The following is a 26,646-nucleotide window of genomic DNA, read 5'->3' on the forward strand; positions in this document are numbered from 1 at the left end:
ATGCGCCATCACTTGTGGTGCCTCAACCCGAAGGATAAGGACCAGAAGTGATGGCGCATCCAGTGGATCAGCCGCGCAGGCAGGCCCGGTAGGCGGCCATGGCCTGTCCGTAGTTCACCTGGCCGCGCACGTCGGCCGGCCGTGAAGGCTTGACCGGCGGGACGCATACGGGCGGCGCCGGGGTGTCCGCCCCGACCAGGACCGCAGCCTTCACCACGGTGCCGGACTCTGCGGCGGTGAGCACCAGCGTGCCCGTACCCGCCGCCGCGCCGGCCGGGACCGGAACGTCCACCGCCGCCGCCCCCGACGCCACGGGAACCGTCCCCAGCTGCGTCACGGTACCAGCGGCGTCAATGAACGAAACCGCCAGGGAGGTGTTTACGGGGCTGCCCAGCGACGTCAGGTCCAGCCTGGACACGGCCAGGGCCATGGCCTCGCCGGATTTGACCCCGGCCGGGGTGCTGTCCGTGACTGCCACCGAACGCCGGGCGAAGTCCGGGGACACCGGGCTGCTCTTCTGGAGGTAGCCGATCCACGCGTCCCGGTCCACCAGCCCGGAATCCCTGGTGTTGCTGCCTTGGGTGAAGATGCGGAAGTTGTCGCCGCCGGTTGCCAGGAAGCTGAACGTGCCCACCCGGTAGGACCTGGCGGGATCCAGGAGTTCGCCGTTCACGCGCACCGAAGTGATCCGGTCACCAGCTGCCCGGGCGGGGTCGTAGGTGTAGTTCACGTTCTTTGACAGGCCCAGCTGCAGGTAGGCGCGGCTGGGAACCGTGCCATCCGGGTTGGTCTGCCACTGCTGTTCCAGCAGCGTCTTGAACTGCGCCCCGGTAAGGGACGTGGTCCACAGGTTGTTCACGAACGGCAGGACCGCGTTGGCCTCTGCGTAGGTGATGGTGCCGTCCGGCGCGTAGTACAGCTCGTTGCGCAGGCCACCGGGATTGACGACGCCGATCTCCGCCCCGCCCAAGTCGGACGGCTTCAGCGAATCAAGCAGGGAATCCGCCACCAGGTTGCCCAGGGTGGATTCGCTGCCGCGGTCATCGCGCTTGGCGGTCCCGGCGGCGTCGATGGTGAACGCGGTGGTGATGTCCTTGGTGATTGAGCCGACGGGCTGGTTGCCCACTTCGGCGGCATCCGCCAGGGCTTTTTTGACGATGGCGTCCACAGCGGCCACCCGGGGGTAGGCGGCGACCAGGTCCGCCGCCGCGTCCGTGGTCCGCTTGACGTTCCCTGCCTTGTAGCCGGTGACGTCCTTGGTGGCGGTGTCCACGGTGAGCTGGATCTGGCCCACGTTCTCGCCGTAATTTCCGGTCTGCACGATGGGCCGGGTCTTGCCCGCGACGCCGGGAACGGGTGCGTCCCAGGCGTATTCCTTGTGCGTGTGTCCGGTGAAGATGGCATCCACGTCAGGGGACGTTTCGGTGACCAGCTTCGCGAAAGGCCCGCCGGCTGCCACTTCCTGTTCCAGGGTGGCGCCTTCCACCACACCCGAGCCGGCGCCGTCGTGATCCTCGACGATGATCACGTCGGCGAGCTTGTCCGCCGTGATCTTCGCGGCCACCCGGTTGATGGCGTCCACCGGGTCCCCGAAATCGAGGTCGGCGATGCCGGCCGGCGTCACCAGGGACGGAACTTCCTGGGTGACCGTGCCGATCACGGCAACCTTGACGCCGTTCAGGTCCAGCACGGTGTACTCGGGAAGCACGGGTTCCGTGGTGCCTTTCCGGTAGACGTTCGCGCCCAGGTAGGGGAACTTGGCATTGGCACCCCCGGTGATGACGCGGTCGCGCAGGTCGGCCCAGCCGCCGTCGAACTCGTGGTTGCCCACCGCTGAGGCCTTCAGCTCAAGGGCGTTCAGCACGTCGATGGTGGGCTGGTCCTTGGCAACAGCGGAGGCGAACAGCGACGCACCGATGTTGTCGCCGGCGGACAGGAACGCCGTGGCACCCGGAGCGGCTGCGGCGCGCAGTTTCTCGATGGTCCCGGCGAACTGGACGGTGTTGGTATCGATCCGGCCGTGGAAATCGTTGATGTTCAGGAAATTGAGGTCAACGCCGGCAGGTGCGGGGGCCAGGTCCAGGCCCACCACCACGGGGTTGTGGTCGCTGGCGCGGAACTGGTCCGGCGAGTAGTAGTTGGTGACGTTGTTGTTGTAGCGGCTGTACTCCAGCGCCACTGATTCGACAGAGTTGATGTTCCAGATGTCCGCGCCGGTGACCACGGCGTTCGCTGCCGGGGAAGCGAGGATGTGGTCCAGCGATCCCACCAGGCCGCCGAAGAGGTAGGAGTGCTTGGCGGAGCCATCGGGGTTCCGTGCCTTGTCGTCCTGGTTGACGTAGCCGGCGCCGGTCAGGAGGTTGATCGGGTCTTCTTTGCCGTAGGAGTTGAAGTCCCCGATCAGGAACACCTTGTCGGTTCCCTTGGACTTCTGCAGTTCGTCGGAGAAGGCCAGCAGGGACTGGGCCTGCGCGGTGCGGGCGAGGTTGGACGCGCCCTGGCCTTTGTCCGTGTCGTCAGGCGTCGCGGCTGAACCCTTGGACTTGAAATGGTTGGCGATGGCGATGAATTCGGTACCGGCGCCGCCCCCGACAGGCTTGAAGACCTGGGCCAGCGGCTTGCGGGCGCTGGCGAAGGCCACGGTGTCGTTGTGGATGATGGATTCACCCACTGGTTCGGCGGCGGCCTTCTTGAAAATGAACGCGGTCCGGATCATGTCCTCGTCAGCCAGCGGCGGAGCGTTGGCGGGGGAGCGCACGTAGTCCCACATGCCGGGAGCGGGGAGGTTCAGCGCGTCCACCAGTTTGGCCAAGGCGTCGTCGCGGGTCTTGCCGAACTGCGCGGAGTTCTCGACTTCCATCAGGGTCACCACATCGGCGCCGGACTTGCTGATGGCCGCAACGATCTTGTCCTGCTGGCGCTTGAAGTTCTCGGCGTTGGCTGCGCCGCGGGCGTCGCAGCCGCCACGGACCGTGATGGGGTTGCCGTCCCGGTCCTCGTAGTACGTGCACCCGGAGAGGGTGTCGCCGGTGGTGGGGAAGTAGTTCAGCACATTGAACGAGGCGATTTTCACGTTGCCGCCCACGGCTGCGGGGGCGTCGGTGCGGGTCGCCCCGAAGCTGGCCGGCTGGACCGTGGCCTTGTTGGCCTCTGTGAGGTGGGTCAGCGGCTGGAACTTCCAGGAGTTGTTGGCGAAGCCAAGCACCACGTTGGTGGTGAAGGTGGCCGGTGAGCCCACCCGCACGGGATCGGCGGTGGTGAGATATGGCAGGACTTCGGCCTTGGTGGTGGCGTCCTTGAGGAAGTTGGTGCTGGACCCGTCGTCGAGTTTGATGGAGCGGGCGGCGTTGTCCGCGACCACGGCCGCGTACTCCGCGGAGCCATAAGGCGCGACGGCGGTCGGCTGGACCAGGGGTGTGGTCCCGCCGGCCAGGCCGATCTCTCCGTACTGGTTGAGGCTGTAGTTGTCGCTCACCGTCAAAGGACCCTGGGGTGCCAGGAGCATGCCTTCCAGTGATTCGCGGAAGGCCTCGGTGGCGGGCAGGCTGAAGAGCGTCGGCTTGACCTCGGGCGCTGCCTCGGCAAGCTTGGTCAGGCCCGCTGCCGACGCGACATTGAGCTGGGTCATGCCGTAGTACTCGGCCACAGTGCCGCTCACCTGGATGTAGTCGCCGGCCTGCACCGACCCGACGGTGGCGGGGGAGTATACGAAGATGCCGTCGGAGGCGGCGTGGTTGGTGGCCGTCAGGTCACCGCCCGTGCCGGGTGTCTGGAGGTAGTAGCCGTTGAGCCCGCCCGTGGGGAAGGCGGCGGTGACTTTACCCTTGGTGGTCACGGCTGCGCCGGCCAGCGGGCTGTCCGCTCCGGTGCCCTGGATCTCGGCGATGGCCTTGGTGGCGGGGTCCGGGGCCGGTGTTGGATCCGGAGCGGTGCCGCCGGAGGACGTTGGTGTGATGGCGGCACTGAGCGAGAAGTCTGCGGCGTTGCTGTTGCTGTCCGCACCGCCGGTCCGGTTCAGGCTCTTCACGTCGGTGTTTGAAGCGGGTGCCGTCGCGGCCGCGGTCTCAAAGGTGTTGGAGCTGCCGTAGCCCAGGAGGTCGGCCACGCCGGCAGATTCCACCACGGAGCCGGTGGGAAGTCCGACGGCGGCGGGTTGCCTGGCCAGCACAATGGTTCCCCCGCTGCCCCCGAAGTTAAGGGCGCCGGCCACGAGGTCCGGCCCAGGCAGGTCTGCGCCGTTGGTGCCGTTGGTTCCGCCCTGCACCAGGTAGTAGCCCTCGGCGGGGATGGACCCGGACAGCGCCGCGACACCGGTGGGAGCTGCCGTACCGGAGGCCGGGCGGTACTGCACCGACCAACCCTCCAGGGACACGGGGGCGTCGGAGCTGTTGTACAGCTCCACGAACTTGTTCTTGTAGGCGGCGCCGCTGCTGCCGCCGCTCAGGTAGGCCTCGTTGATGACAACGGGGGAGGTGCCTGCCGCGGGTGAGACCTCTGCGGCCGCCGGAACAGCGGTCAGCGGGGCTGCGATGAGCCCCGCTGACAACGCTGCGCCGAGCGCTGACTTCCAAAGTTTTTGATGCATCCGCTCTGACTTTCATTGAGGAGTACCGGGTGGGTGGCCCGGCGGGTGCGTCCGTGATGGCTGGATCGGATTGGGCTGGCTTATGCGTGGCCGGATGGTTGTCCAGGCACATGACAACAGCACGGAATGAACGCAAGGTTGCTGGAGCGTGCATTCGGCGGGGCGTTCCCCAGCGGAGCGCCCCGCCGTCCGGCGCGGGAGTTTCCCCACACCCGTGCCGGAGATGCTGTTGGCGGGAGTGATGCTTGCCGGCACACCCAGGGTGTGCCGGCAGTCACAAACGATACCCGCCGGTAGCTTCAGGTCCAGGCGTTTGACGGGGCTTAATCCAAAGAATTTACGTTTCCGCAACACGGCGGGTCCGGGGAGCTTAAAGCAAAAAACCCCTGGCAGCCGGTGCCGGCTGCCAGGGGTTCCCTTGCGGAAGGTAAGAGATTCGAACTCTTGGTACGGGGTTACCGCACACTGGTTTTCAAGACCAGCTCCTTCGGCCGCTCGGACAACCTTCCTCAGCTAGTAGTGTTTCATAGGCACTTGCCTGCAACAAAACAGGCCACGGGCAGGAGCCCGGTGCACACTGGTTGCAGCCAGGATTTGAGTCAGGAACGGGAGAGGTCCATGAAAGCCGTCTACATTTCGGAACCCGGCGGCCCGGAAGTGCTGGAAGTCCGCGATGTGGATGCTCCGGTACCGGGCCAGGGCGAAGTGCTGATCGACGTGGTGGCTGCCGGCCTGAACCGGGCGGACGTCCAGCAGCGCCGGGGGTTCTACCCTCCGCCGCCCGGCGCCCCGGAGATTCCCGGGCTTGAAGTATCTGGCCGGATTGCGGGCTTTGGGCCGGGCGTCAGCAAACCCTTCTCAGTGGGGGACAAGGTAGTTGCCCTGCTGGCCGGCGGCGGTTATGCCCAGCAGGTGGCGGTTCCGGCCGAACAGGTGCTGCGGGTGCCCGAAGGGGTGGACCTGGTCACCGCGGCATCGCTGCCCGAGGTTGCGGCCACCGTCTACTCCAACCTGATCATGACGGCGCAGCTGCAGCCCGGTGAGACCGTCCTGATCCACGGCGCGACCGGCGGAATCGGCACCATGGCCATCCAGCTCGCCAAAGCGTTCGGCGCCAAAGTTGCCACCACTGCAGGCACCGAGGAAAAGGTCAGCACCGCCAAAGCCTTCCTGGGTGCGGACATCGCCATCAACTACAGGGAAGAGGACTTCCCGGACAGCCTGCGGCGCCAAAATGACGGCAGGGGCGCGGACGTCATCCTGGATGTGGTGGGTGCCAAATACCTCCAGCAAAACGTTGACGCGCTCGCCGACTATGGCCGGCTTGTCGTGATCGGCCTGCAGGGCGGCACCAAGGGGGAGCTGGACCTGGGGCTGCTGCTGAAGAAGCGGGCCGCCGTCGTGGCCACCGCGCTGCGGCCCAGGCCCGTGGCCGAGAAGGGTGCCATCATGACCGCCGTCCGCGACGCCGTCTGGCCGCTGGTGGCTGACGGCAGGATCCGGCCGCTGGTCGCCAAGACCTTCCCGCTGGACCAGGTGGCTGCCGCCCACCACTACTTCGACAGTGGTGACCACGTCGGCAAGGTCCTCCTCGTCATGTAAGCCAATGCATACCCGGTATTGCGCCGGAGGAATTTCGGCGTTAGGCTGCCTATACGCGGTATGCACGGGTCTTGGGGGCCCGTGCATGCCGGTAAAGACCAGCCCGGGGGAGCACAATGTCAATTCGCCACAGCCTCCTCGCCCTGCTGCAGGACCAGCCGCGCTACGGCTACCAGCTTCGGGTCGAGTTCGAGAACCGCACCGGAGCCACGTGGCCCCTGAACATCGGGCAGGTGTACACAACACTGGACCGGCTGGAACGCGACGCCCTGGTAGCCAAGGAAGGCGATGACGGCGAAGGGCACGTGGTCTACAGCATCACCCCCGCCGGCAAGGCCGAGGTCCGGAACTGGTTCGCCGCCCCCGTGGAGCGGAACAACCCGCCACGCAACGAGCTCGCCATCAAGCTGGCGCTCGCCGTCACCCTGCCCGGGGTGGATGTCCAGGCCATCATCCAGGCCCAGCGCGTCGCATCCATCAGGGCCCTCCAGGACTACACCAAGGCGCGGCGCGACACGGCGTCAAACCAGCGGGCAGCGGACACGGCGTGGCTCCTGGTGCTCGACTCGCTGATCTTCCAGACCGAAGCCGAGGTCCGTTGGCTCGACCTGTGCGAGGCCAGGATGGTCCAGCAGGCGCAGGCCGCCGCGGGCCCGGCACGGAAAACGTCCAACGGGGCCACCGAAGACGTCCCGCTCAACGCGGACAGCCGCCGGTGAGCGTGCAGGGGCCGCAGCAGGTCCTTGAACTCGCCGCGGTAGGCAGGACCTTCGGCGAAGGCGCGACGGCGGTCGCCGCACTCCGCGACGTCGACCTCACCGTTTCGGCGGGCGAGTTCGTCGCGGTCATGGGCCCGTCGGGCTCCGGCAAGTCCTCCCTGCTGGCCATCGCCGGCGGCCTGGACCGGCCGTCGTCGGGTGCCGTCTACGTGGAGTCCACGCCACTGGCCGGCCTGGGCCTGAACGAACTGGCCCGGCTGCGCCGCCGCGCCGTCGGATACGTTTTCCAGGACTTCAACCTGGTCCCCACGCTGACCGCCGCGGAAAACGTGGCGCTGCCGCTGGAACTGGATGGAGCATCCAGCAGGAAAGCGCACCGGCAGGCCGCGGACGCGCTGCGGCAGGTGGGCATCCCCGAACTGGCGGACCGCTTCATGGACCAGATGTCCGGCGGCCAGCAGCAGCGCGTCGCCATCGCCCGGGCCATCGTGGGCCAGCGGCGGCTGATTTTGGCCGATGAACCCACCGGTGCGTTGGACTCGACAACAGGCCACGGGGTCATGGAGGTCCTGCGGGCCCGGGCAGACGCCGGAGCCGCGGTCATGCTCGTCACCCACGAAGCCAGGCACGCCGCATGGGCGGACCGCGTGGTCTTCCTTCGGGACGGGCGGATCATCGACCAGGCCGCCGCCATGCACGACCCCACCATGCTCCTCACCCAGGCCGGACTCTGATGCCGATGGACCTTGCTCCGGCCCGCACAAGCCGCCGGAGCAGCTATCGGGTTGCCCTGCGGCTGGCCCGCCGGGACATCGCCCGCCACAAGGCGCGGTCCCTCCTCATCATCCTGCTCATCATGGTGCCCGTGGCCGCGATGACGGGTGCCGCTACCCTCTACAAGAGCACACAGCCCACGCCAGCTGAGATCGTCAGCCGCGAACTGGGCAACACCCAGGCGAGGTTCAGTGTCCTGCCGGTGCCCAGTGCCGACTCCCTCCAGGACCCGCTCAATGACGGCGTGGTCGCCTCCAGCACCGGACGTTTCGACCCGCAATTCCAGCGGACCGACCCGCTGGACGCCCTTCCCGCAGGCTACGACGTCCTCCCGCAGCGCCTGCTCCAGCTGACCACCGGCGTGGGGGAGGCACTGGTTTCACTGCAGGGCCGCGAGGTGGACGCCCTCAACCCGGCCTTCGCCGGCAAGTTCAGCCTCCTGGCCGGGAGGGCCCCGCGCGACGGCTCGGAGGTGCTCGTTTCGCCCGGGCTGATGACGCGTTTCCACCTCACCTTCGGGCAGGAATTGACGACGTCGGCAGGCACCTTTGTCCCGGTGGGAACCATCCGCGACGCCGGCGTGTCGGACGGCAACAGCTTCCTGTACCTGCAGGCACACCAGGTACCTGCCGGGCTTTCCCAGGGACCGCTGACCCGCCAGTCCGTGACCTATTACCTGGTGGGTCCCGAACCGGTCACTTGGCCGCAGGTCAGGGAGGCGAACAGTAAGGGTGTGGGCGTGCTGTCCCGGAGCGTGGTACTGGACCCTCCTTCCCGCGCCGAACGCACCGTCCCGGGTTCCCTGCCCAGGGATGAATCGACGGAAGCGCTGGCGGTGTATGCCGGCTTCGGCCTGATCGGTGCCCTGGCGCTGTTGGAGGTGGGCCTGCTGGCCGGTGCTGCCTTCGCCGTCGGCGCCAAGCGGCAGGTGCGTGAGCTGGCCCTGCTGGCATCCTCGGGCGCGGAAGGTCCCACCATCCGCGCCGTTGTCACTGCAGGGGGACTTTGGCTTGGCGGCGTTGCCGTTGCCGCCGGAGCCGTGGTGGGGCTGGGAGCCGCCGCCGTCGTCGTCCACGTGGTCCGGTTGAACGGCTCCGCCCGGCTGGCAGGCCTGCATCCGGATGTCCTCCTGACAACCGCTGCCATGGCCATGGGACTGGCATCCTGCATCATCGCGGCGATGGTGCCTGCCCGCCAGGTGTCCCGGCAGGCGGTGCTGGGTGCGCTCAAGGCAGGACGGTCTCCCGTGCCGAAGACCAGGCGGGCCACCCTGACCGGGACCGTTGTGCTGGGGCTGGCCGCGGCGCTGTTGGCCGCGGGTTGGCTCGTGGGACGGTCCACCAACGATCCGGACCGGAGGGCGGACCAGCTGCCGTTGGTGGTCACGATGCTCATCCTGGGCGCGGTGCTGGCCGTTGCCGGCCTGGTGCTGCTGACCGGCTGGCTGGTTCTCCGTCTCACGTCCGGCACGCAGTGGATGCCGCTGTCCCTTCGGATGGCCGCCCGGGATTCGGCGAGGAACCGCGGCCGCAGCGTGCCCGCCGTCGCCGCTGTACTCGCCGCCGCCACGCTCGCAAGCGCCGCCCTGGTTCTCTCTGCCAGCCAGCAGGCGGGGCAGCGCACGTCGCATTACTGGGCTGCCCTGGAAAACCAGGCATACCTGCCGCTGGTGGTGGACCCGCCCGCGTCTGCGGATGGCAGCAGGAAGCCGACAGTCCGGGTGGATGCCGGCAGGCTCTCCACCGCGGTGGCAGATGCCCTGGGCACTGTCGACTCGACCCAGGTCATTACGGCACCGGAGAGCCTGCGCAACTGCCCGGAGGGCCCGGCTGATCCAGGGCTGCCGGCACGGACGGACACGTCGAACTGCCTGCAGTTTTCGCTTGCCAGGCCGCACGCCAACGAATGCCCGGTGACCGCACGGGGAAGGCTGCTGGACCCGGGTGACTGGCGGTGCCGGGGTTCCATGGCCAACGACCAACCGTCAGGCCGGGCCATCCTTGTGGGCGGCCGCGAGGACATCCGTGCAGTGCTCGGCCGCGACGCCACTGCCGAAGCGCTGGCGGTGCTGGATGCCGGCGGGATGGTGGTGACCAACCCGGTGTTCGTCAGTGAGGGGCGCGTCCTGCTTGAGGCAAAGGACGTGCGGAGCCAGGTCCCTGTACCCTCCGGGGCCGGCACCGTGCCCTCGACCGTCAGAAGCGACTCACTGGCCGCCGCAGTGCTGGAACCGGCAGTCCCGGTGCCTTACTACGGTGTCGTCTCACCGGAAACCGCCGAACGCCTGGACCTCCGGGCGGCCCCGGCCGGACTGCTCGTGCAGCTCTCGGCCTACCCCTCTGAGGCCGAGGCGGATGCGGCCTCAGCCGCGGCCGCATCCGTCTACGGGCAGCCCGGCATGCCCTTCCAGGCGGAACCGGGCATTTCGCAGGCAAGCCAGTGGATCACCTGGTCCATCGTCGCGGCAGCTGCGCTGGTCACCTTCAGCGCGGCGGGCATTACGACTGGACTGTCCATGGCAGACGCCCGGAAGGACCACGCAGTCCTGGCCGGCGTCGGCGCCCCGCCACGGCTCCGCAAGGCCCTTGCCGGCTCGCAGGGGCTGTTCACCAGCGGTGTGGGGGCCGTTCTGGGATCGCTGGCGGGATCTGTGCCGGCGGTTCTGCTGGTCCTTTCCACGGAGATGCGGGCAGCCCTTGAGGTTCCCTGGCTGCACTTGTCCGCGCTCATGCTGGCCGTACCCCTGGCGGCGGCCGCACTTGCCTGGGCTTTCACCCGTTCCCGGCTGCCGTTGTTGGGGCGCAGTTTGGCACAGGGCCATTAGGTCAAAGTATTGGGTCTTTTTGATCACCGGCATCGGGCCTACGGTAGGGGCAGGAGCCGCCCGTCCGGGTGGTGGAACTTACGGAGGAACTTCATGACGACCCATGTTGCCGACTGCAGTGTCACCCGTTGTTCGTTCAACGACCACGAAGGGTGTACCGCCCACGCCATCACGGTTGGGGGCAGCCAGGACCACGCATCCTGCGCCACGTTCATCGAAACCGGCATCCACGGCGGCCTGCCCAAGGTCCTCGCCGACGTGGGAGCGTGCCAGCGCGCCGAGTGCGTCCACAACGACCACCTGATGTGCAACGCCCCCGAGGTGCATGTGGGCCCAGGCGCCGACAACGCCGACTGCCTCACCTACGCCCACGCCTGACCTTCCCGCCCAGCCGGGCCAAGGCCCCCGTCCGGAGCGCCGGACGGGGGCCTTCGCTGTGCCGCCGCCCGCCGTCGACCACCCGTTCCCTCTCATTCATCGCCGGACTGCCGCCGCTCACCGCACAGCCCGGCGGCACGCCGCGGCCAGCCGTTCCGGGCGGGACGGGCGTTGGTAGGGTGCCCAATAGCAAAAGCGGGAAACTCTCAAGGAGGAGACATGGCCGGAGCGCCTGACCAGCGGAAGAACGGAACCCGGGCGGAGGGCGGGCTGGCTACGGACCCGGACCTTCCGCCGCCGGCCGTGGATGAGGCGAGGCTGGAGGCGGAGGACCGTCGATGGACTCCGGGAAAGATCGCGCTCTGGGCTGCCATTGCCCTGCTCGGCGGAGCCGCGTGGTTCATGCTGGCGATTGTCCGCGGCGAGACCGTCAATGCCATCTGGTTCGTCTTCGCTTCCGTGTGCACGTACCTGATCGGGTACCGCTTCTACTCCAAGGTCATCGAGCGGTACATCACCAGGCCTGACGACCGCCGGGCCACCCCTGCCGAATACAAGGCAGACGGCAAGGACTACGTCCGCACCGACCGCAACGTCCTGTTCGGGCACCACTTCGCCGCCATCGCCGGTGCCGGGCCGCTGGTGGGCCCGATCATCGCGGCCCAGATGGGGTACCTGCCCGGCACCATCTGGATCATTCTTGGCGTCGTCCTCGCCGGCGCCGTCCAGGACTACCTGGTCATGTTCTTCTCCATGCGCCGCGGCGGGCGGTCCCTCGGCCAGATGGCCCGCGAGGAACTCGGCGTCATCGGCGGCACTGCAGCGCTCATCGCCACCCTGCTCATCATGGTGATCATCGTGGCCATCCTGGCCCTCGTCGTCGTCAATGCCCTCGGCGAAAGCCCGTGGGGCGTGTTCTCCGTGGGCATGACCATCCCGATTGCCCTCTTTATGGGCGTCTACCTCCGCTACCTTCGCCCCGGCAAGGTCATGGAGGTCTCGATCATCGGCTTCGTCCTGCTGATGGCGGCCATCATCGGCGGCGGCCTGGTGGCGCAGACCGAATGGGGCGCCTCGGTGTTCCACCTGGACAAGGTGACCATCGCCTGGGGCCTCCTCATCTACGGCTTCATCGCGGCCATCCTTCCCGTGTGGCTGCTCCTGGCCCCGCGCGACTACCTCTCCACGTTCATGAAGATCGGCGTGATCGTGATGCTCGCGCTGGCCATCATCGTGGTCCGGCCCGAGGTCAGCGTGCCGGCCTTCAGCGAATTCGCCAGCCGCGAGAACGGGCCGGTGCTGTCCGGCGCCCTGTTCCCGTTCCTGTTTGTCACCATTGCCTGTGGTGCACTGTCCGGTTTCCACGCCCTGATTTCCTCCGGCACCACCCCCAAGCTGGTGGAGAAGGAACGGCAGACCCGCTACATCGGCTACGGCGGCATGCTGATGGAATCATTCGTGGCCATCATGGCGCTGGTGGCAGCCATCTCGATTGACCGCGGCCTCTACTTCGCCATGAACGCACCTGCAGCCCTGACCGGCGGGACAGTGGAAACGGCCGCAACCTGGGTCAACAGCCTGGGCCTGAGCGGTGTCAACATCACGCCGGGCCTGCTGAGCGAAACGGCAGCCAACGTTGGGGAGCAGAGCATCGTCTCCCGCACCGGCGGCGCACCCACGCTGGCCGTGGGGCTGGCGCACATCATGCAGCAGTTCATCGGCGGGACGGCCATGATGGCGTTCTGGTACCACTTTGCCATCATGTTCGAGGCACTCTTCATCCTCACCGCCGTTGATGCCGGCACGCGCGTTGCCCGGTTCATGCTGCAGGACTCGATCGGCAACTTCGTCCCCAAGTTCAAGGAAGCCTCCTGGCGTCCGGGAGCCTGGCTCTGCACCGCCATCATGGTGGCAGCCTGGGGCGCCGTGCTGCTGATGGGCGTCACCGATCCGCTCGGCGGCATCAACACCCTGTTCCCGCTGTTCGGTATCGCCAACCAGTTGCTGGCAGCAATCGCGCTGGCTGTATGCCTGGCGATCGTGGCCAAGCGCGGCACCTTCAAGTACCTCTGGATCGTTGCCCTGCCGCTGGCCTTCGCCGCCGTGGTGACCATCACGGCCAGCTTCCAGAAGATCTTCTCGCCCGTCCCCGCCGTGGGGTACTTCGCCAACAACGCCGCTTTCAGCAAGGCCCTGGCCGACGGTAAGAAGGAGTTTGGCACCGCCAAGACCGTGGCCGCGATGGAAGCCGTGGTCCGCAACACCGCCATCCAGGGCTGGCTTTCCGTGATTTTCGTGGTGCTCACCATCATCGTGATAGCGACGGCGTTGCTCGCCACCGTCAAGGCGTTCCGGGACAGGGCAGCCGGGACGCCCACCACCGACAACGAGGACCCGGCCGTTACGTCGCGCGTCTTTGCTCCTGCCGGACTGGTCCCGACGACTGCCGAACGCGAACTGGCCGCCAAGTGGGCGAACGTGCCCGCCGATGCCCGCCTGGAACGGGCGGGGCACTGATGGGCGCAGGCATCGCCGCGGTTGCCAATGGCTTCCGCGGCGTTGCCCGCTACCTGGGCAGGGTCATGGGCGCGGACGCCTACGCCAAATACCTTGAGCACCACCGCGCGGCCGGCCACGCCGAACCGCCCCTGACGGAGCGCGAGTTCTGGCGGGACCGCACCGACCGGCAGGACCGGAACCCGCAGGGCAGGTGCTGTTGATTGAGCCGGCAGCGGACAAAGCGTCAGAGGGGTTCACGGAGTGGCCCGGGGCCTGATTGCGCATGAGAGTATGAACGCATGAGCGATCCGAATGACACTCAAGCAGCCGAGGACCTCCCGGTAGAAGGCACCCCCGTTGATGACAGCCAGTCTCCCCTCCAGGCCTCGCCGGACGCGGACGGAAGGCCGCAGCGCAGCAGCCTGCACGACCTGGTTGACGAGCCGGCCAAAGTAATGCGGATCGGCACCATGATCAGGCAGCTGCTGGAAGAGGTGAAGTCAGCGCCCCTGGACGAAGCCGCAAGGGGCCGGCTGGCAGCCATCCACAAGCGCTCCATCAAGGAGCTGGAGGACGGCCTTGCACCCGAGCTGGTGGCTGAACTGGACCGGATCAACCTGCCGTTCTCCGACAACGCCACGCCCTCCGATGCCGAACTCCGGATTGCGCAGGCCCAGCTGGTGGGCTGGCTGGAAGGCCTGTTCCACGGCATCCAGACGGCCATCGCAGCGCAGAACGCGGCCCGGGAGCATGCGGCCGCACAGCTGCAGCTGCGCCAGCTGCCGCCGGGCACCATGATCGCTCCCGGCGTCGTCATTGGTGAAAACGGCGAGCCGCAGCGCGCCCCCGCCGGAGGACGGCAGCCCGCACCCGCCCGGCCCGCACAGCGCGACGACCCGGACCATGGTCCCGGGCAGTACCTTTAGGCTTCGCTTGGGGTTTTTCAGCGCGGCCAGGCAGGAGCGCAGGGATGATGCGGAACTGGGCAAGGGGTTGTGGCGCCGCGCCCACGACCGCTTCCACCGGGGACTGGACCGCTTCCACCAGGTGCTGGAGGGCGTTGAGGATGACCAGCTGTACGCAGAGCTGGTGGATATAGCCAATGAACTCGCTGCACTCCTGCAGCGGGTCCGGGCGGTGTGCATGGAGGCGCAGCGCCGCGCGCCCAGCGATGGGCTGGACATACCGGCCGCCCTGGCGGATGTCCATCGGTCGCTGTCCAAGGCCGGGAATTCGTTGGCCACCACGGCTGAGGCCGCGGCAATGCTGCGGCTCGCCGTGGGGCCGGTTCCGGTGGGTGCCGCGTCGGTGCGGCGCCGTGCCGAGGCCGTCTTCCAACAGGTGGACGACGCCGAGCGGCAGCTTCGCGGGGACTAGCCCGGGCTGGCGGTGCGGAAATTATTCCCGGTTTGGCAGCGGAATGTCAGGTTAAGCGTGTGGCTGACAGCCCCCGGAATGGGGGCCTTTGGTCCGCGGCTTTTGGCAGGATGAAACCATGACTTCTTCACCTACCCTGACTTTCAACGACGGAAACACGATCCCCCAGCTCGGCTACGGAGTGTGGCAGGTTGAGGACGACGTGGCTGAAAAGGTTGTCCGCCAGGCATTCGAGGCAGGCTTCCGCCACATTGACACGGCAAAGATCTACGGCAATGAGGCCGGCGTGGGCCGCGCCATCGCCAGCTCCGGTCTCTCCCCGGAACAGATCTTCATTACCACCAAGCTGTGGAACGCGGACCAGGGCTATGAGTCCACGCTCGCTGCGTTTGAGGAGTCGATGGACCGCCTCGGCCTTGAGACCCTGGACCTGTACCTGATCCACTGGATGCAGCCCAAGCAGGACAAGTACGTCGACACCTGGAAGGCGCTGATCGAGCTCCAGAAGCGCGGCCGGGTGAAGTCCATTGGTGTTTCCAACTTCACGGCCGAGGGCCTGCAGCGGCTGATCGACGAAACGGGCGTGGTTCCGGCGATCCACCAGATCGAGCTGCACCCCTACTTCAGCCAGCGTGAACTGCGTGAGTTTGGCGCAGCCAAGGGCATCCTGACCCAGGCCTGGTCCCCGCTGGGCCAGGGCGGCGAGCTGCTGCAGGACCCCACTGTGGCTTCCATTGCCGCGAAGCACCAGGCAACGGCCGCCCAGGTGGTCATTGCCTGGCACCTCGCGATCGGCAACGTGGTGATCCCGAAGTCCGTGACCGAGTCACGCATCAAGGAGAACTTCGCAGCGCTCGAGGTGTCCCTGGATGCCCAGGACGTTGAAGCCATCAACGGCCTTGATCGGACGGCCAGTGGCGAAGGCCGGATCGGACCGGACCCCGCAGTCTCCGACTTCGCCTAATTCCCTGCAGCGGCGCCGGCCACCCATGCCGGCGCTCCGCAGCAGTAACGTCAGCCCGCGCTGCCGGCAACCGCCAGGCAGCGCGGGCCGACGCAGTTAAGCGCCAGGTCCGTCCCCAAACCCCTTCGGAGGCCGGTCATGCCGCGATCTGGACCTGTTCAACCGTGACAGCGTCCACCACGGCCCAGTTGTCTTCCCCGTGGCAGTGCCGGCAGGCAAAGCGTTCGGCTTCCTCAAGTGTTTCGAAGACCTCGGACCGTGCCCGGCCGCAGTCGGCGTCGAAGTACGTAACGTGAAATTCCTGTACAGCGTGGTTTTCCATAAATCCAGTGTGCAACCGGGGTCTGACATTCTCTGGAACGGGCGCCGCGTGTTGTCCCGGAGGGCATCCCGGGGCGCTGGCCGCGCCCGCTCCTGGCTGCAGGCCGGCGGCAGGCTAACGGCCCATCACTTCCTGCGTGGGACCAGCTCCGCCCCGCACCTTACCCGTCAGGGCGGCCAGTCCCAGCATGGCGAGTCCCGTCCAAACGAGCGTTCCGCTCCAGACCTCGGGCGGGAAGCTGAGTGCGCCGTCGCGCAGGGCAACGCCGCCGAAATACGGCGCCCAGAACACCACCGGGGAGAGGCCGGCCGCGGCCATGAGCCGTCCCGGGCGGTCGGGGGCCGGCCGGAGCGCCGCCCAGACCGCGCCCACCAGGACCGACCCGACCAGCGCCACGGGCACGAGCCAGGCGTCCCGCAGTGCGACCATGAGCTGCATGGCCACGGACGGAACCAACACCATGGCAGCGGGCACGGCGGGATGCAGGCGCCATCGAAGGGCAGGCAGAAGGACAGGGACGAACAGCGCAAACGTCGAGACGAAGAAGGACGCCAGGGAAACCATGATGCCGGACGACGTCGCCGCCACCACCGCGGGCTGCGTCCCGCCTGCGCCGGCATAGGTCTGCACCAGTCCGTGCCGGGCAAAGACGGCATATTCCTGCAGGATGAACGCTGCAACCATCCCGGCAAGCATGGCGCTTCCGAAGGCAGGAACCAGCTGCGGCCATCGCCGCCCGGACGCCTGCCATGCAGCCGAGAACGGTGCACCCAGGATGAGGAAGCCACCCGTGGCCAGGCCAAGATGGGACGGGCTGAACAGCGCGTTGATGTTCTGCTCGATGCCGAACACCGTATGCCAGGCGAAGTCGCCCAGACCCGAGGCCAGGAAAAGTCCCACACCGGCCGCGGCAGCGCCATAACCGGAAGGAACGGCCTGCACCCACCGCGTGCCAGGGACATGGCGGCGCCAGGCCAGCGCGGCAATCCACAGCGCGCAGGCCGCAAAGCCCGAGTAGAGGACCGCGTGCCAGGGAGTGAAGAACGTCTCCACATCACGGAGGTTGTTGTGCGCCCACCCGTCGACATATGTCCCCGTGAGCAGCCATACTCCGGCGGCGAGGGTGACGGTGTCTTCAACGGCAGTGGTGGGACGGTGGGCCGACACCGGAGGAACGGCAAAGGCGTGGGCTGCTGCGGCATCCATAGCTCCACAGTAGGTCGGGCCGAACCGTGGTGCGAGGGGATTTTCAGCCGCGGCTGCAGCGGTTACCGGTTGCCCAGCCGGAGTACTCGTTCCTGGGCCAGCACGGCGGCGCGGCGCGCTTTGTCTGCCGCCCGGGCTGCCTGTTTTGCCTCGGCCGACGTCGCGGCAAGCTGCCTGCGGGTGCGCTCCAGGCCTGCCTCCGCGGCTTTGAGCCGGTTCCGGAGCTCCGTTGTTTCCTGCTGCAGCCCGGCCACCTGGCTTCGGGCCTGTTCCTCCTGGTCCTGTAGTTCAGCTGCCCGGCGTGAAGCTTCCTCTTCGGCGGCCTGCGCCTCGCCGAGGGCTGCCCTGGCCCTTTCGAGTGCGGGCGGCGACGCGGGCCGGGGAGTCTGCCGGACCGCTTCAAGGCGGGGCCTGGCAGGCTCCGGCGTGGCGCGCTCCGCCACCGGGGGAATGGGCTGGGAGGTGCGCTCCGCCGTCGCCCGCTTCTTCACAGGTGCAGCCTTTGCCGCCGTGGCTTTTGATGCCGGTGCCTGTGGTGCGGGTCTGGGAGGTGCCGGGGGGAGCAGCCCGGGAAGGGCGACCGCGCCGTCAAGGTCCACCTCATTGACGCCGTCGGCGGACAGGACCTTCAGCAGCCGCCCGCTTTCAACGGCCCGCGCCGCACCTTCATCCGCCGTCAGCGCCCTGAGCGTCTCCTCAACATCGGCGGCCATAGCCTCGCTGATGGGGCGGCCCTGTTCCCGCGCAACAGAACGGGCTGTATCCACGGCGTCCGCCAGCATGCCCCGGCGCTCGCGGCCCAGTTCGCGCAGGGCACCGGCATCGAGGGAGTCCTGCGCTGTGCGCATCCGGGCCCCGAGGGCACCCAGACCGGCCAGCACCTCCGGACGGTGCCGGGCAAGCATGTTGACGGCCCAGGCGGCGACGGAGGGCTTGGGCAGGCCACGGACCGCTGCTGCCAGATCCTTGTCCTGCCCTGCCACCTCCTTGGCTGCAGCCGCCCGGGCCGCAACGAAATCGTCCAGCGCCCCGGCATACAGCCTGTCTGCCACCTCCGCCAGGGCTTCGTCATCCATGCGGCCATCTTAGATGCGGCCGGGCACAGCCAGTTGCCGGTTTCGCGCCCGCCGCACCCTGTTACTCATGCGCCGGGAGGGGTAAGTTGCTCGAATGGACGATTCATACCAGGTCATCGTGGTTGGCGGCGGTTTTGCCGGAAAGGCGGCGGCTGAGGAGCTGGGCCGCAAAGGCGTCCGGGTATTGCTGCTGGACGCGAACAACTACCAGCAGTTCCAGCCGCTCCTGTACCAGGTGGCGGCGTCACAGATCGGAGTTTCCGCGGTCACGCGGCCGCTCCGGTCGGAGTTCCGCAAAATCAACAACGTCCGCGTCCTGACGGCCGAAGTGACGGCCATCGACGCGGCAAACCGCACCGTCACCACCGCCGACGGGTCCAGGTACCAAGCCCGGTTCCTGGTCATCGCCACCGGCGCGGTGCCGAACTTCTTCAACACCCCCGGCGCGGACGAGCACGCCTACCCGTTGTACTCGGTGGCCGACGCCACGCGGCTCAGCGCTGCCATTACCGCCGTCCTGGACGAGGCTGACCGCGAGCCGTCCATGGGGGCTGATGTCATTGTGGTGGGCGGTGGTCCCACGGGTGTGGAGACTGCAGGCGCCCTGGCCGAGAACGTCAAATACCTGGTCCCCAAGTATTTCTCGCCGGGCATGGCCAGCCGCTGCCATGTCCATTTGGTGGACATGGTTCCGAATGTCCTGGCCGCCTTTTCGGAGAAGTCCCAGGCCTACGCGCGGGACCGCCTGACCAAACTGGGCGTTCAGCTGCACATGGGCCAGCCCGTTGCGGAGGTCAGCCCTGATGGCGTGACCCTCAAGGATGGCACGGCCATCCCGGGCCGGATCGTAGTCTGGGCCGGCGGCCTGCAGGCGGGGCGGATTATCACCGATTCGGGTTTGAAGCAGGGCAGGGGCGGCAGGGTGGACGTTGAGGCCGACCTGACCGCTCCGGGTTTTGACGGCGTCTACGTGCTGGGGGACTCAGCGAACATTACCGACGCCGCCGGGAACAAACTGCCCCAGCTCGGGTCAGTGGCCCAGCAATCGGGCAAGTGGGCGGCCCGGAACATCCATGCGGACCTTACCGGCGGTGTCCGTGAGCCGTTCAAGTACTGGGACAAGGGGTACATGGCGATGGTGGGGCGGGGCGCCGCCGTCGCGGAGCTGGGACGCCGGCGCCTGCAACTGCAGGGGCCCCTGGCCTTCGTTTCCTGGCTGGCGGTCCACCTTGCCCTGCTGCCCGGTTTCCAGCAAAAGGTCAGGGCGCTGTTCTCCTGGGCCAACGGCTACATCACCCACAGCCCGGCGCAGGTGGTGGTGGGCAGGCCGTACTAGCCGCGACACCTGCGGCGGGCCGGCCGGTGATGGCCTGGACCGCCGTCGCGCTAGGTCTTTTGGAAGCCCACCAGGTGGCCTGCCACGGCCCAGTCGGATGCTTCGTAACGGGCGGCGTCGTCCGGCCCAACCACCATGTGCAGGTATGCGGCGCCGTGGAGGAAGGCCTCTTCGGCCATGGCCGCGAACAGTGCCCGTTCGAACGGCCCGCCCTCCGGGCCATCGGGGAGTTCCGTGATGGCGACCGCCGCGAAGTCATCCCTGACCTGGATGCGGCCCCTCGCCACGGGGCGGTCGAAGACGGTGATTTCGACGGCGTCGTAGGTCTCCATGGGTGCCAGGGCCACCTGGGAGTTATCCGGCAGCTGCACTCCTGTATCCAGTTCCGCCGTCGGGGCCTGGAGCAGGACCCTCAGGGACGTCTGGGCAAGATCCGCCGGGGCCTCCGCGGCGCCGGCGTCCGCGCACACCAGGGTGAGGCGCGCCTCCGGCAGGCCTGCCACCGTGGCGGCAATCTGGTCGACACCGGGGCCCGGCCAGGGCACAACGTACTCCTGCCCTTCGCCTGCGTTACCCGTACCGTTTCCAAGCACGAAGGCCGTCCCCTCACGTTCAACTGGGCGCTCCTGGAGGTCGGCCCATGCGGGAACCCAGCCGGTTGCGGGAATGGCGGACTGGTCGGCCATGGCGGGTTCCTAACGTTGGGCAGCGGGTGGATGTGCGGGCGGGCGGAACATCAGGGCAGGTGGGTGAAGGATATTCCGGCCGCCAGCAGCTTGTCGACGGCCAGCCGGACACCTTCCGCCGTCCCGCCGTTCGGGTGGTTGCCGTGGCAGATCACCACATCCCCGGGGCGCGCCTTTCCCACCTCGTTGGCAACGACGGCGGCTGGATAGGTTGCGCCGCCGTCGCCATTGATGCTGAAGCCGGCGGGCGCCACGCCCAGTGCGCCCAGGATGTCCACCGCAACGTCGTCCATGTACGCGGTCCCGGGACGGAAGTATCGGGGACGCCGGCCGGTGATGCCGGCCAGCACCTGGTCATTGGACATGATCTCGTCGTAGACTTCCGCGGCGTTCCTGGTCCCGGGGATGCCGTAGGCCGTATTGCCGGTGGTGGACAACGGTTTATGGGACGTGCCGTGGTTGGCGAGTTCAAAGAGCGGGTCGGCTGCGAGGTGCCTGGCCATGGCGGGGTTTGCCGTGATCCAGCGGGAATTGAGGAACAGGGTGGCGGGGATGTGCCGCTGGCGCAGGACGTCGAGCAGCGCCTGGTCATAGGCACTGCCGCCCGGACCGCCGCAGAAGTCGAAGGTGAGGGCGATCGCCCGTGAGGCAGGGGGCAGGTGCGTCAGGACGCCGGGAGCGGCGAGTCCCCAGTACCTGGGCTGATGCTTTCCAAAGGTGTCGGTGATGAGGGTACGTGAAGGCACGGTTACCGCCGGCGTCCCCGATGCTGCGGCGTCCCCGTCCCGGGCGGAGTCCAGAATGGGCGAGGAAGTGCCGCCTGGCCCATCGGCTGGCCCGCCGGGCGCGTCGGAGGCCTCGGAGGCCCGCTTCAGATGCGGCTCCAGGTCCGGTACGGCGGCCGACAACGTCAATACGGCGGCCAAAAGGACACTCCTGCGGCCGGGACCTTTCCCGTCCCGGTTCAGATGGCGGGGGGCATTCACATCGGGTACAGGCTGCAGCGCGCCGGCGCGCGGGTCATCAGCCTGAACATGGGGGGTCATGCCGTGAGGATACCGCGGCAGCCTTGCAATTGCCTGAACCTCAGGTTAAGCGGAGCGGCGGGCGCCCGCCTGAAAGCAGCTGGCTTTTATCCCACGTGGATGCCGGGACGGCGCCGCGGCTCGGGCTCGTTTTCCCGGATGATTTCACGGACCACTGGGGGAGTATCGCCCTGGCCCAGGAGCAGATACCGCATCAAGTGTGCCAGCGGGTTGCCCTCGGACCATTCGAAGTAGGCGTGCGGGATGACGCCGGTGGCATCGCGCAGCGCCAGCAGGATGGCGGCGATGGCGTTCGGGGCAGCCGGGCTCTGGGCGCGCAGGACACGGTGGCCCCCCACGTCCACACCGTTGACCGTCAGGACTTTGCTGAAGCCCGAGGGATCGATGACATCGATCTCGAGGAAAATGACGTCGGCACTCCAAGGGGTCGGGTTGCTGTCCTCCTGGTCCGCCGCTTTTTGGTCGTACTCGGCGACGTCACGTGCCTGCGGTTTGTTAGCGACCAGGGTCAGGCGGCCGTCAAAGTCCAGGGAGTCCTTGATGAACCGGCGTGCGGTGGGGTCAAACTCTATCCGGTCCACACGGAGCTCCGTAGTGCGGGTAACGCGGGAGACGAGGGAAACGGTGACGATGCCGAGGATGAAGAATGCAGAAATCGTGATGCCATCGGGCTTCTCGATCACGTTGGCGGCAAGGGCGTACAACATCACCAACGTCAGGACGGTGAAGCCGACCGCCCGTGCCTGCTGTTTCCTCCGGATCGTGGAAATGGTCACGGCGATGGCACCGGAGACCATCATGACCAGGATTCCCGTGGCATACGCCCCGGCCTGGGCGTTGACATTGGCCTTGAAACCGATCGTGATGAGGACGCTGACTGTGGTGTAAACCAGGACGACAGGCCGGACGGCACGCGACCATTCGGGAGCCATCCCGTAGGACGGCAGGTACCGGGGAACGATGTTGATCAGTCCGGCCATGGCGGAGGCGCCGGCGAACCACAGGATGAGGATGCTGCTGATGTCATAAACCGAACCGAAGACGCTCCCCAGGCGTTCGTGGGCCAGGTACGCGAGTGCCCGTCCGTTGGCTGCCCCTCCTTCCTGGAACGCCTCCGGAGGGATCAGTATTGTCGTGACAACGCTGCTGCCGATGAGGTACACGCTCATGATGAGTGCGGCGGTGGTCAGCAGACGGCGGGTGTTCTTGATCCTGTTGCTGAGCTTTTCCTCGGCAGTTGCGCCGGAGGACGCTACCAACGGCATCATGCTGACCCCGGTTTCGAATCCCGACAGGCCGAGTACCAGCAAGGGAAACGCCACCAGCGCCGGGCCGGCGACGCTGGCAGGGCCGGCGCCCTGGGCGGCGAGTTTGGTAGCCCAATCAGTGAAGCTTTCCGGCCTGGACAGGATGTCCATGATCCCGACGCCGATGGTCACGGCGTTCAGCAGCAGGAAGACAGCCACCAGGGGAATGGCGACAGCCACGGCTTCGGAGAACCCGAGCAGGAAGACGCCGCCAAGGATCAGCAGGAGAACCACCGTGATGGGCACTGCCTGCCCCTCAAGGAATGGAGGCAGGAAGGGATTCTCCAGCAGGTGGACGGTGGCGTCGGCGGCGGACAGGGTGATGGTGATGATCCACGAGGTCGCGACAAACCCCAGCAGCACCAGGACGAATACCTTCCCGCGCCAGAACGGCAACAACTTTTCGAGCATTGCCACGGACCCTTGGCCATGCGGGCTCTCGAATGCCACCCGCCGGTACATGGGCAGCATGCCAAGGAGCGTCAGGGCAACGATGAGCAGGGTTGCCAGCGGCGAGAGCGCTCCGGCCGCCAGCGCGGCAATTCCCGGGAGGTAGGACAGCGTGGAAAAGTAGTCCACCCCCGTCAGGCACATCACCTTCCACCAGCTCTGCTGGCCCTCTTCGTGCTCCGGCGCTTCAAGGCCTTCCGGCTGGTGGACACGGTTCTCCAGCAGCCAATGGACCAGTGGATTGCGCGGGCGTGCGGCCTGGGAGGGCCGCGGGACACTCTCCGGCACGGAGTGCTGGGTCGACGCAGTCACGATCATCCCCTCTGTTGGTCCGGACACCACCGGCTCCCTGGTCGGAAGGCCCCTGTTGGTAACCCGGGAGCGTAGCACCGGCCGTGTGCGGGTCAAGGGCAGGCGCAGCGATCTTGACGCTTTCTTAACGGGCTCCTTCCGCCATGAGGTAATCGACCAGGTTCGGCGGCCGGTACGTTGGGTCTGCCTGGTGCCGTTCCATGGCTGACGGGGCTACACGTTCATGGCCCGGATCAGTAGTGCCTATGGGCCGGACGTAGGTCGGAAGGAGCCGCCATAATCCGGTACGCGATTCCTGGATGGCGCCCAGGTACGGGCTGCCCGCATCTGCGGGACTTCCCTGCAGCGCCTCCGGACGGAAGGCAAGACCGCAGCTCTGTGCGCGGTCAACGATCCACTTCAGGGGTATATCGGAAAGCTCGCTGCTCCTGTTTCCACCGCCAACATCGCCGTGGGTTCCGGTAAACCACACCTGTTCCAGTCTTTGGCTGCCGGCGCCGGACTGCTGATGCCAGAGGGCCGGCAGGAAGGGCCGGCGTTTCTCGTCAATTGCCAGCGCCTGGAAAGCATTGTCAACGGTGGTGGACAAATCCACGTCATGGAACGCCCATCGGCGGTTCCACCTGTCGACGAGCGGCACCCCGGTAAGGGGGATGCCCAGGGCTCCCACTGTGTCCCAGACCGCGATGCACTTAATCCGGGCTTCGTAGGAGAACGACCTGCGGAAAAGGATGGCTTCGATGGAGCGCGGGTGTGCGGTGGCGGTCCGGTCCATGTAGAGGGAGTACGCCTCGTTCAGCCGGTTACGGAAGCGCCGCCGGAGGACCCCGGCGTTCCTGATCAGGCCGGCTGTGCTTCGCGCCGTGTAGGCTCCACGGCTAAAACCGAAAAGGAACAACTCGTCGCCGGGTTGGTAGTTCCCCACGATGAAGCGGTATGCCGCGATGACGTCGTGGGAGAGACCCGCTCCGAAGGCGCCCCCACCCAGCCGGTTCCGAGGTCCGGAGCCAATGCCCCGGTGGTAGAAAACCCGCTGTTCAAGATCAGTGCCCGCCTGGTCCCGGCCTGCTGCATCGATGGCCAGGGCCAGTTTCGTGACGTTTGTGGGACGGGGCTGTCCATCTTCGGTTTGGTCCGGTGTTGCCCAGGTCCCGTCGCAGCAGACAACGATTCGCTTGGCCATCCCGACTTCCCTGGAACCGGTTGGTGAAGTTGAAAGCTCCACCACTTTTCTGGATTTCCATTTGGGTATACACCCGGAAACAGGTGGCGTCTACGGCCCGTTCAGCCGCTTAGCCCAGAACGTCGGCACTGGTGGTGGCAAACGAACCGTCGTCCCGTTCCCCGGGGCTCAGGCAGGAAGAGGGCGCGCCCCGTTCGCTGGGCGCGCCCTTTCCCTGAAACCGTTCACGCCTGGTCCCATGGCATTTCCTCCCCTGGTGTGCAGCCGTTCGCATTCGGCTTGCATACTAAGGGATCTGACCCGCCGGTCAGTTGGTTGCTGAGGCTCCCGGTTCCAGGGTGAACTGCTTGGGGAGCTTCAGGCCCCGCTCGGCCATGACGTCACGCAGCACGTTCGGGTAGTCGGTGATGAGGCCGTCCACGCCGTCGTCCATGAGTTTGTGCATCGTCGGCTTGTCGTCAACGGTCCACGGGATGACCTGCATGCCCTTGGCGTGGGCGCGGTTCACCATGTCGGCCGTCACGTAGGGGACGTATCCGGGGTCCGTTACGGTACCGTTCTGCGGCGTGCCGTGGACGGGGGAGATGGCGTCAAAGCCAAGGGAAGCAGCGGAGTCGACGAGGTCGCCGCCGAAGTCATCGGAGTCGATGCCGCCCAGCCAAGGCGACTTGCCCGGCTGTCCGGCCTGCAGGAAGTCCTTGTTGGTCAGGGCCACGGTGCGGATGCCGGGCTGGCGTTCCTTCACGAGGCGCAGGGCGCCCCAGTCGAAGCTTTCGATGGAAACGCGCTCCGCCATATGCGCTTTGTTGATTTCGCGCAGGGCCACCTCGACGAACTGCTCGCGGGGCGCGGTCTGCTCTGGTGCGCCGGCCTCGACCTTGGTCTCGATGTTGAACTTCACCTGGCTGGCCCGGTAGCGGTTGGCCAGGTCAAACACCTCAGCCAGGGTCGGCATCTTGGCGCCGGGGGAGGCCTGCTGGCCGGGGAACTGGGGCAGGGTCTGGGAGCCGCAGTCCAGGCTTCGGACCTGGTCAAAGGTGAGGTCCTTGATGTACTTGCCGACGTAAGGGTAGGACGGGTCGCCGGCGGTGACGGGGGCGGTGTCCTTGCACTTCTGGCCGCTGATCTTGCGGTCGTGGGTGATGACTTCCCGGCCGTCCTTGGTGATCTGCAGGTCCAGCTCCAGGGTGGAGACGCCCGTCTCGATGCCCTTGGCGAAGGAGGCCAGGGTTGACTCGACGGTCAGGCCGATCCCGCCGCGGTGGGCCTGCAGGTCGAAGTGGTTGTCCGTGCCGTTGGGGTTTGTATCGGCGGCGTGGGCCGGGAGGGATGTTCCCAGGGTGAGGCCGGCGGTGATGGCAGCCGCGGTCAGCAGCTTCGTGTACTTCATGGGTTCTCCAAGGTTTTTGTGATGGGTAGGCCCGTGGGCCTGGGACTGGCTGCGGCTTGCGGCCGTCAGCACGAGAAGAGGCTCCGTGGTCAGCGGCCCTGGACGTTGCCGTTGTGGCTGATGGAGGCGACCGCACCGGTCTGTTCGTTGAGCAGGACCTTGTCGTTGCGGGCGCGGTGGAAGTTGAACATGGCATTCATGGACCCGGCGGTTGCATCGGCTGAGGAGTCACCGATGGTGCCGGCGTGCCAGTTGTCCTCGATGAACCGCAGGATGGAGGCCTGGTCGGTCTCGGTGTGGTCCACGAAGTTCTTTTTCGCGAACGGGGAGATGACGACCAGCGGCTGGCGGGGACCGGGGCCGCAGCGGTCGGCGTAGCCGCCGGCCACCGGAACGCCGGCCGCGGCCGCGTCCTGGCACCATGCGGCGTCGTCGGGGCTGTTGGAGGCGTTCTTCACCTGGGCGGCAACGTGGTCATACCACCCGTCGGAATCGTCGTAGGCGAGGACAATGGCGGTGTCTTCCCAGTTCTTCGACTGCTGGATCTGGTTGACGGTTTTGGCGATGAAGTTCTGCTCATCGACCGGGTCGGAGTAGGCGGCGTGGCCGT

The 26,646-nt window shown here is 67.2% G+C and carries 21 protein-coding genes and 1 tRNA gene; 11 read left to right on the forward strand and 11 right to left on the reverse strand.

From position 1 onward, the window contains the following. Nucleotides 1–67 precede the first annotated feature (67 nt). Both PUN71_RS17455 and PUN71_RS17460 read right to left on the reverse strand, forming a co-directional pair. On the reverse strand, nucleotides 68–4,585 hold the full coding sequence (locus PUN71_RS17455; RefSeq protein ID WP_277799428.1) for an ExeM/NucH family extracellular endonuclease: 4,518 nt from the start codon (nucleotides 4,583–4,585) through the stop codon (nucleotides 68–70). A 421-nt stretch (nucleotides 4,586–5,006) separates the two neighbouring features. Further along, a tRNA-Ser gene (locus tag PUN71_RS17460) sits at nucleotides 5,007–5,094 on the reverse strand. Nucleotides 5,095–5,203: 109 nt separating this feature from the next. Between PUN71_RS17460 and PUN71_RS17465 the strand changes: the two genes are divergently transcribed. The 10 genes from PUN71_RS17465 (at nucleotide 5,204) to PUN71_RS17510 (ending at nucleotide 15,722) form a co-directional block, all read left to right on the forward strand. Beyond that, nucleotides 5,204–6,187 (forward strand): NAD(P)H-quinone oxidoreductase, encoded by a 984-nt coding sequence (locus PUN71_RS17465; protein ID WP_043452040.1) that lies wholly within the window; start codon nucleotides 5,204–5,206, stop codon nucleotides 6,185–6,187. 116 nt (nucleotides 6,188–6,303) lie between these two features. Further along, nucleotides 6,304–6,906, forward strand: coding sequence for a PadR family transcriptional regulator (locus PUN71_RS17470; RefSeq protein WP_277799429.1), 603 nt, complete (start codon nucleotides 6,304–6,306; stop codon nucleotides 6,904–6,906). Beyond that, nucleotides 6,903–7,640 (forward strand): ABC transporter ATP-binding protein, encoded by a 738-nt coding sequence (locus tag PUN71_RS17475; protein ID WP_043452042.1) that lies wholly within the window; start codon nucleotides 6,903–6,905, stop codon nucleotides 7,638–7,640. The genes PUN71_RS17470 and PUN71_RS17475 overlap by 4 nt, the downstream gene beginning before the upstream one ends. A gap of 5 nt (nucleotides 7,641–7,645) precedes the next feature. Continuing rightward, entirely contained in the window at nucleotides 7,646–10,504 is a 2,859-nt protein-coding gene (locus tag PUN71_RS17480; protein ID WP_283532415.1) for a hypothetical protein, read from the forward strand. A gap of 93 nt (nucleotides 10,505–10,597) precedes the next feature. Next, nucleotides 10,598–10,882: a DUF1540 domain-containing protein gene (locus tag PUN71_RS17485; RefSeq protein WP_018771212.1), complete on the forward strand. Its 285-nt coding sequence runs from the start codon at nucleotides 10,598–10,600 to the stop codon at nucleotides 10,880–10,882. A 219-nt stretch (nucleotides 10,883–11,101) separates the two neighbouring features. Next, nucleotides 11,102–13,399 carry a carbon starvation CstA family protein gene (locus tag PUN71_RS17490; RefSeq protein ID WP_277799431.1) on the forward strand — a complete coding sequence of 766 codons (2,298 nt, stop codon included), beginning with the start codon at nucleotides 11,102–11,104 and terminating at the stop codon, nucleotides 13,397–13,399. After that, a complete protein-coding gene (locus PUN71_RS17495; RefSeq protein WP_277799432.1) occupies nucleotides 13,399–13,602 on the forward strand; it encodes a YbdD/YjiX family protein in 204 nt (67 codons plus the stop codon). Before PUN71_RS17490 ends, PUN71_RS17495 begins: the two co-directional genes overlap by 1 nt. A gap of 78 nt (nucleotides 13,603–13,680) precedes the next feature. Further along, complete coding sequence (locus tag PUN71_RS17500) at nucleotides 13,681–14,307, forward strand: bacterial proteasome activator family protein (protein WP_277799433.1); 627 nt, start codon at nucleotides 13,681–13,683, stop codon at nucleotides 14,305–14,307. Between the two features lie 7 nt (nucleotides 14,308–14,314). After that, complete coding sequence (locus PUN71_RS17505; protein WP_043452051.1) at nucleotides 14,315–14,758, forward strand: hypothetical protein; 444 nt, start codon at nucleotides 14,315–14,317, stop codon at nucleotides 14,756–14,758. A gap of 118 nt (nucleotides 14,759–14,876) precedes the next feature. Next, nucleotides 14,877–15,722, forward strand: a complete 846-nt coding sequence (locus PUN71_RS17510; protein ID WP_277799434.1) for an aldo/keto reductase — start codon at nucleotides 14,877–14,879, stop codon at nucleotides 15,720–15,722. A 136-nt stretch (nucleotides 15,723–15,858) separates the two neighbouring features. Here the strand turns inward: PUN71_RS17510 and PUN71_RS17515 are convergent, their stop codons facing one another. The 3 genes from PUN71_RS17515 to PUN71_RS17525 form a co-directional block, all read right to left on the reverse strand. Further along, the gene (locus PUN71_RS17515; protein ID WP_043452054.1) at nucleotides 15,859–16,044 is read right to left on the reverse strand and encodes a hypothetical protein; all 186 of its coding nucleotides are present in this window, start codon (nucleotides 16,042–16,044) and stop codon (nucleotides 15,859–15,861) included. 114 nt (nucleotides 16,045–16,158) lie between these two features. Beyond that, nucleotides 16,159–17,250, reverse strand: coding sequence for a hypothetical protein (locus PUN71_RS17520; RefSeq protein ID WP_277799435.1), 1,092 nt, complete (start codon nucleotides 17,248–17,250; stop codon nucleotides 16,159–16,161). A 62-nt stretch (nucleotides 17,251–17,312) separates the two neighbouring features. Next, nucleotides 17,313–18,326, reverse strand: coding sequence for a hypothetical protein (locus PUN71_RS17525; protein ID WP_277799436.1), 1,014 nt, complete (start codon nucleotides 18,324–18,326; stop codon nucleotides 17,313–17,315). A gap of 94 nt (nucleotides 18,327–18,420) precedes the next feature. Here PUN71_RS17525 and PUN71_RS17530 point away from each other — a divergent pair, with 94 nt between their 5' ends. Then, nucleotides 18,421–19,662: an NAD(P)/FAD-dependent oxidoreductase gene (locus PUN71_RS17530; protein ID WP_277799437.1), complete on the forward strand. Its 1,242-nt coding sequence runs from the start codon at nucleotides 18,421–18,423 to the stop codon at nucleotides 19,660–19,662. A 50-nt stretch (nucleotides 19,663–19,712) separates the two neighbouring features. On the opposite strand, the gene PUN71_RS17535 is transcribed toward PUN71_RS17530, so the two are convergent. The 6 genes from PUN71_RS17535 to PUN71_RS17560 form a co-directional block, all read right to left on the reverse strand. Continuing rightward, entirely contained in the window at nucleotides 19,713–20,348 is a 636-nt protein-coding gene (locus tag PUN71_RS17535) for a hypothetical protein (RefSeq protein ID WP_277799438.1), read from the reverse strand. A 50-nt stretch (nucleotides 20,349–20,398) separates the two neighbouring features. Beyond that, nucleotides 20,399–21,394 (reverse strand): polysaccharide deacetylase family protein, encoded by a 996-nt coding sequence (locus PUN71_RS17540; RefSeq protein ID WP_277799439.1) that lies wholly within the window; start codon nucleotides 21,392–21,394, stop codon nucleotides 20,399–20,401. Between the two features lie 86 nt (nucleotides 21,395–21,480). Next, nucleotides 21,481–23,469 (reverse strand): APC family permease, encoded by a 1,989-nt coding sequence (locus tag PUN71_RS17545; protein ID WP_502860965.1) that lies wholly within the window; start codon nucleotides 23,467–23,469, stop codon nucleotides 21,481–21,483. A 118-nt stretch (nucleotides 23,470–23,587) separates the two neighbouring features. Next, nucleotides 23,588–24,646: a T6SS phospholipase effector Tle1-like catalytic domain-containing protein gene (locus tag PUN71_RS17550; protein WP_277799441.1), complete on the reverse strand. Its 1,059-nt coding sequence runs from the start codon at nucleotides 24,644–24,646 to the stop codon at nucleotides 23,588–23,590. Between the two features lie 307 nt (nucleotides 24,647–24,953). Next, the gene (locus PUN71_RS17555; protein WP_277799442.1) at nucleotides 24,954–26,036 is read right to left on the reverse strand and encodes a glycerophosphodiester phosphodiesterase; all 1,083 of its coding nucleotides are present in this window, start codon (nucleotides 26,034–26,036) and stop codon (nucleotides 24,954–24,956) included. 89 nt (nucleotides 26,037–26,125) lie between these two features. Further along, nucleotides 26,126–26,646: alkaline phosphatase family protein (locus PUN71_RS17560; protein ID WP_277799443.1), on the reverse strand; the 521-nt coding region annotated here is incomplete at its 5' end.

It is taken from the genome of Arthrobacter sp. NQ7, assembly GCF_029581595.2.
Taxonomy (GTDB): Bacteria; Actinomycetota; Actinomycetes; order Actinomycetales; family Micrococcaceae; genus Arthrobacter; species Arthrobacter phenanthrenivorans_B.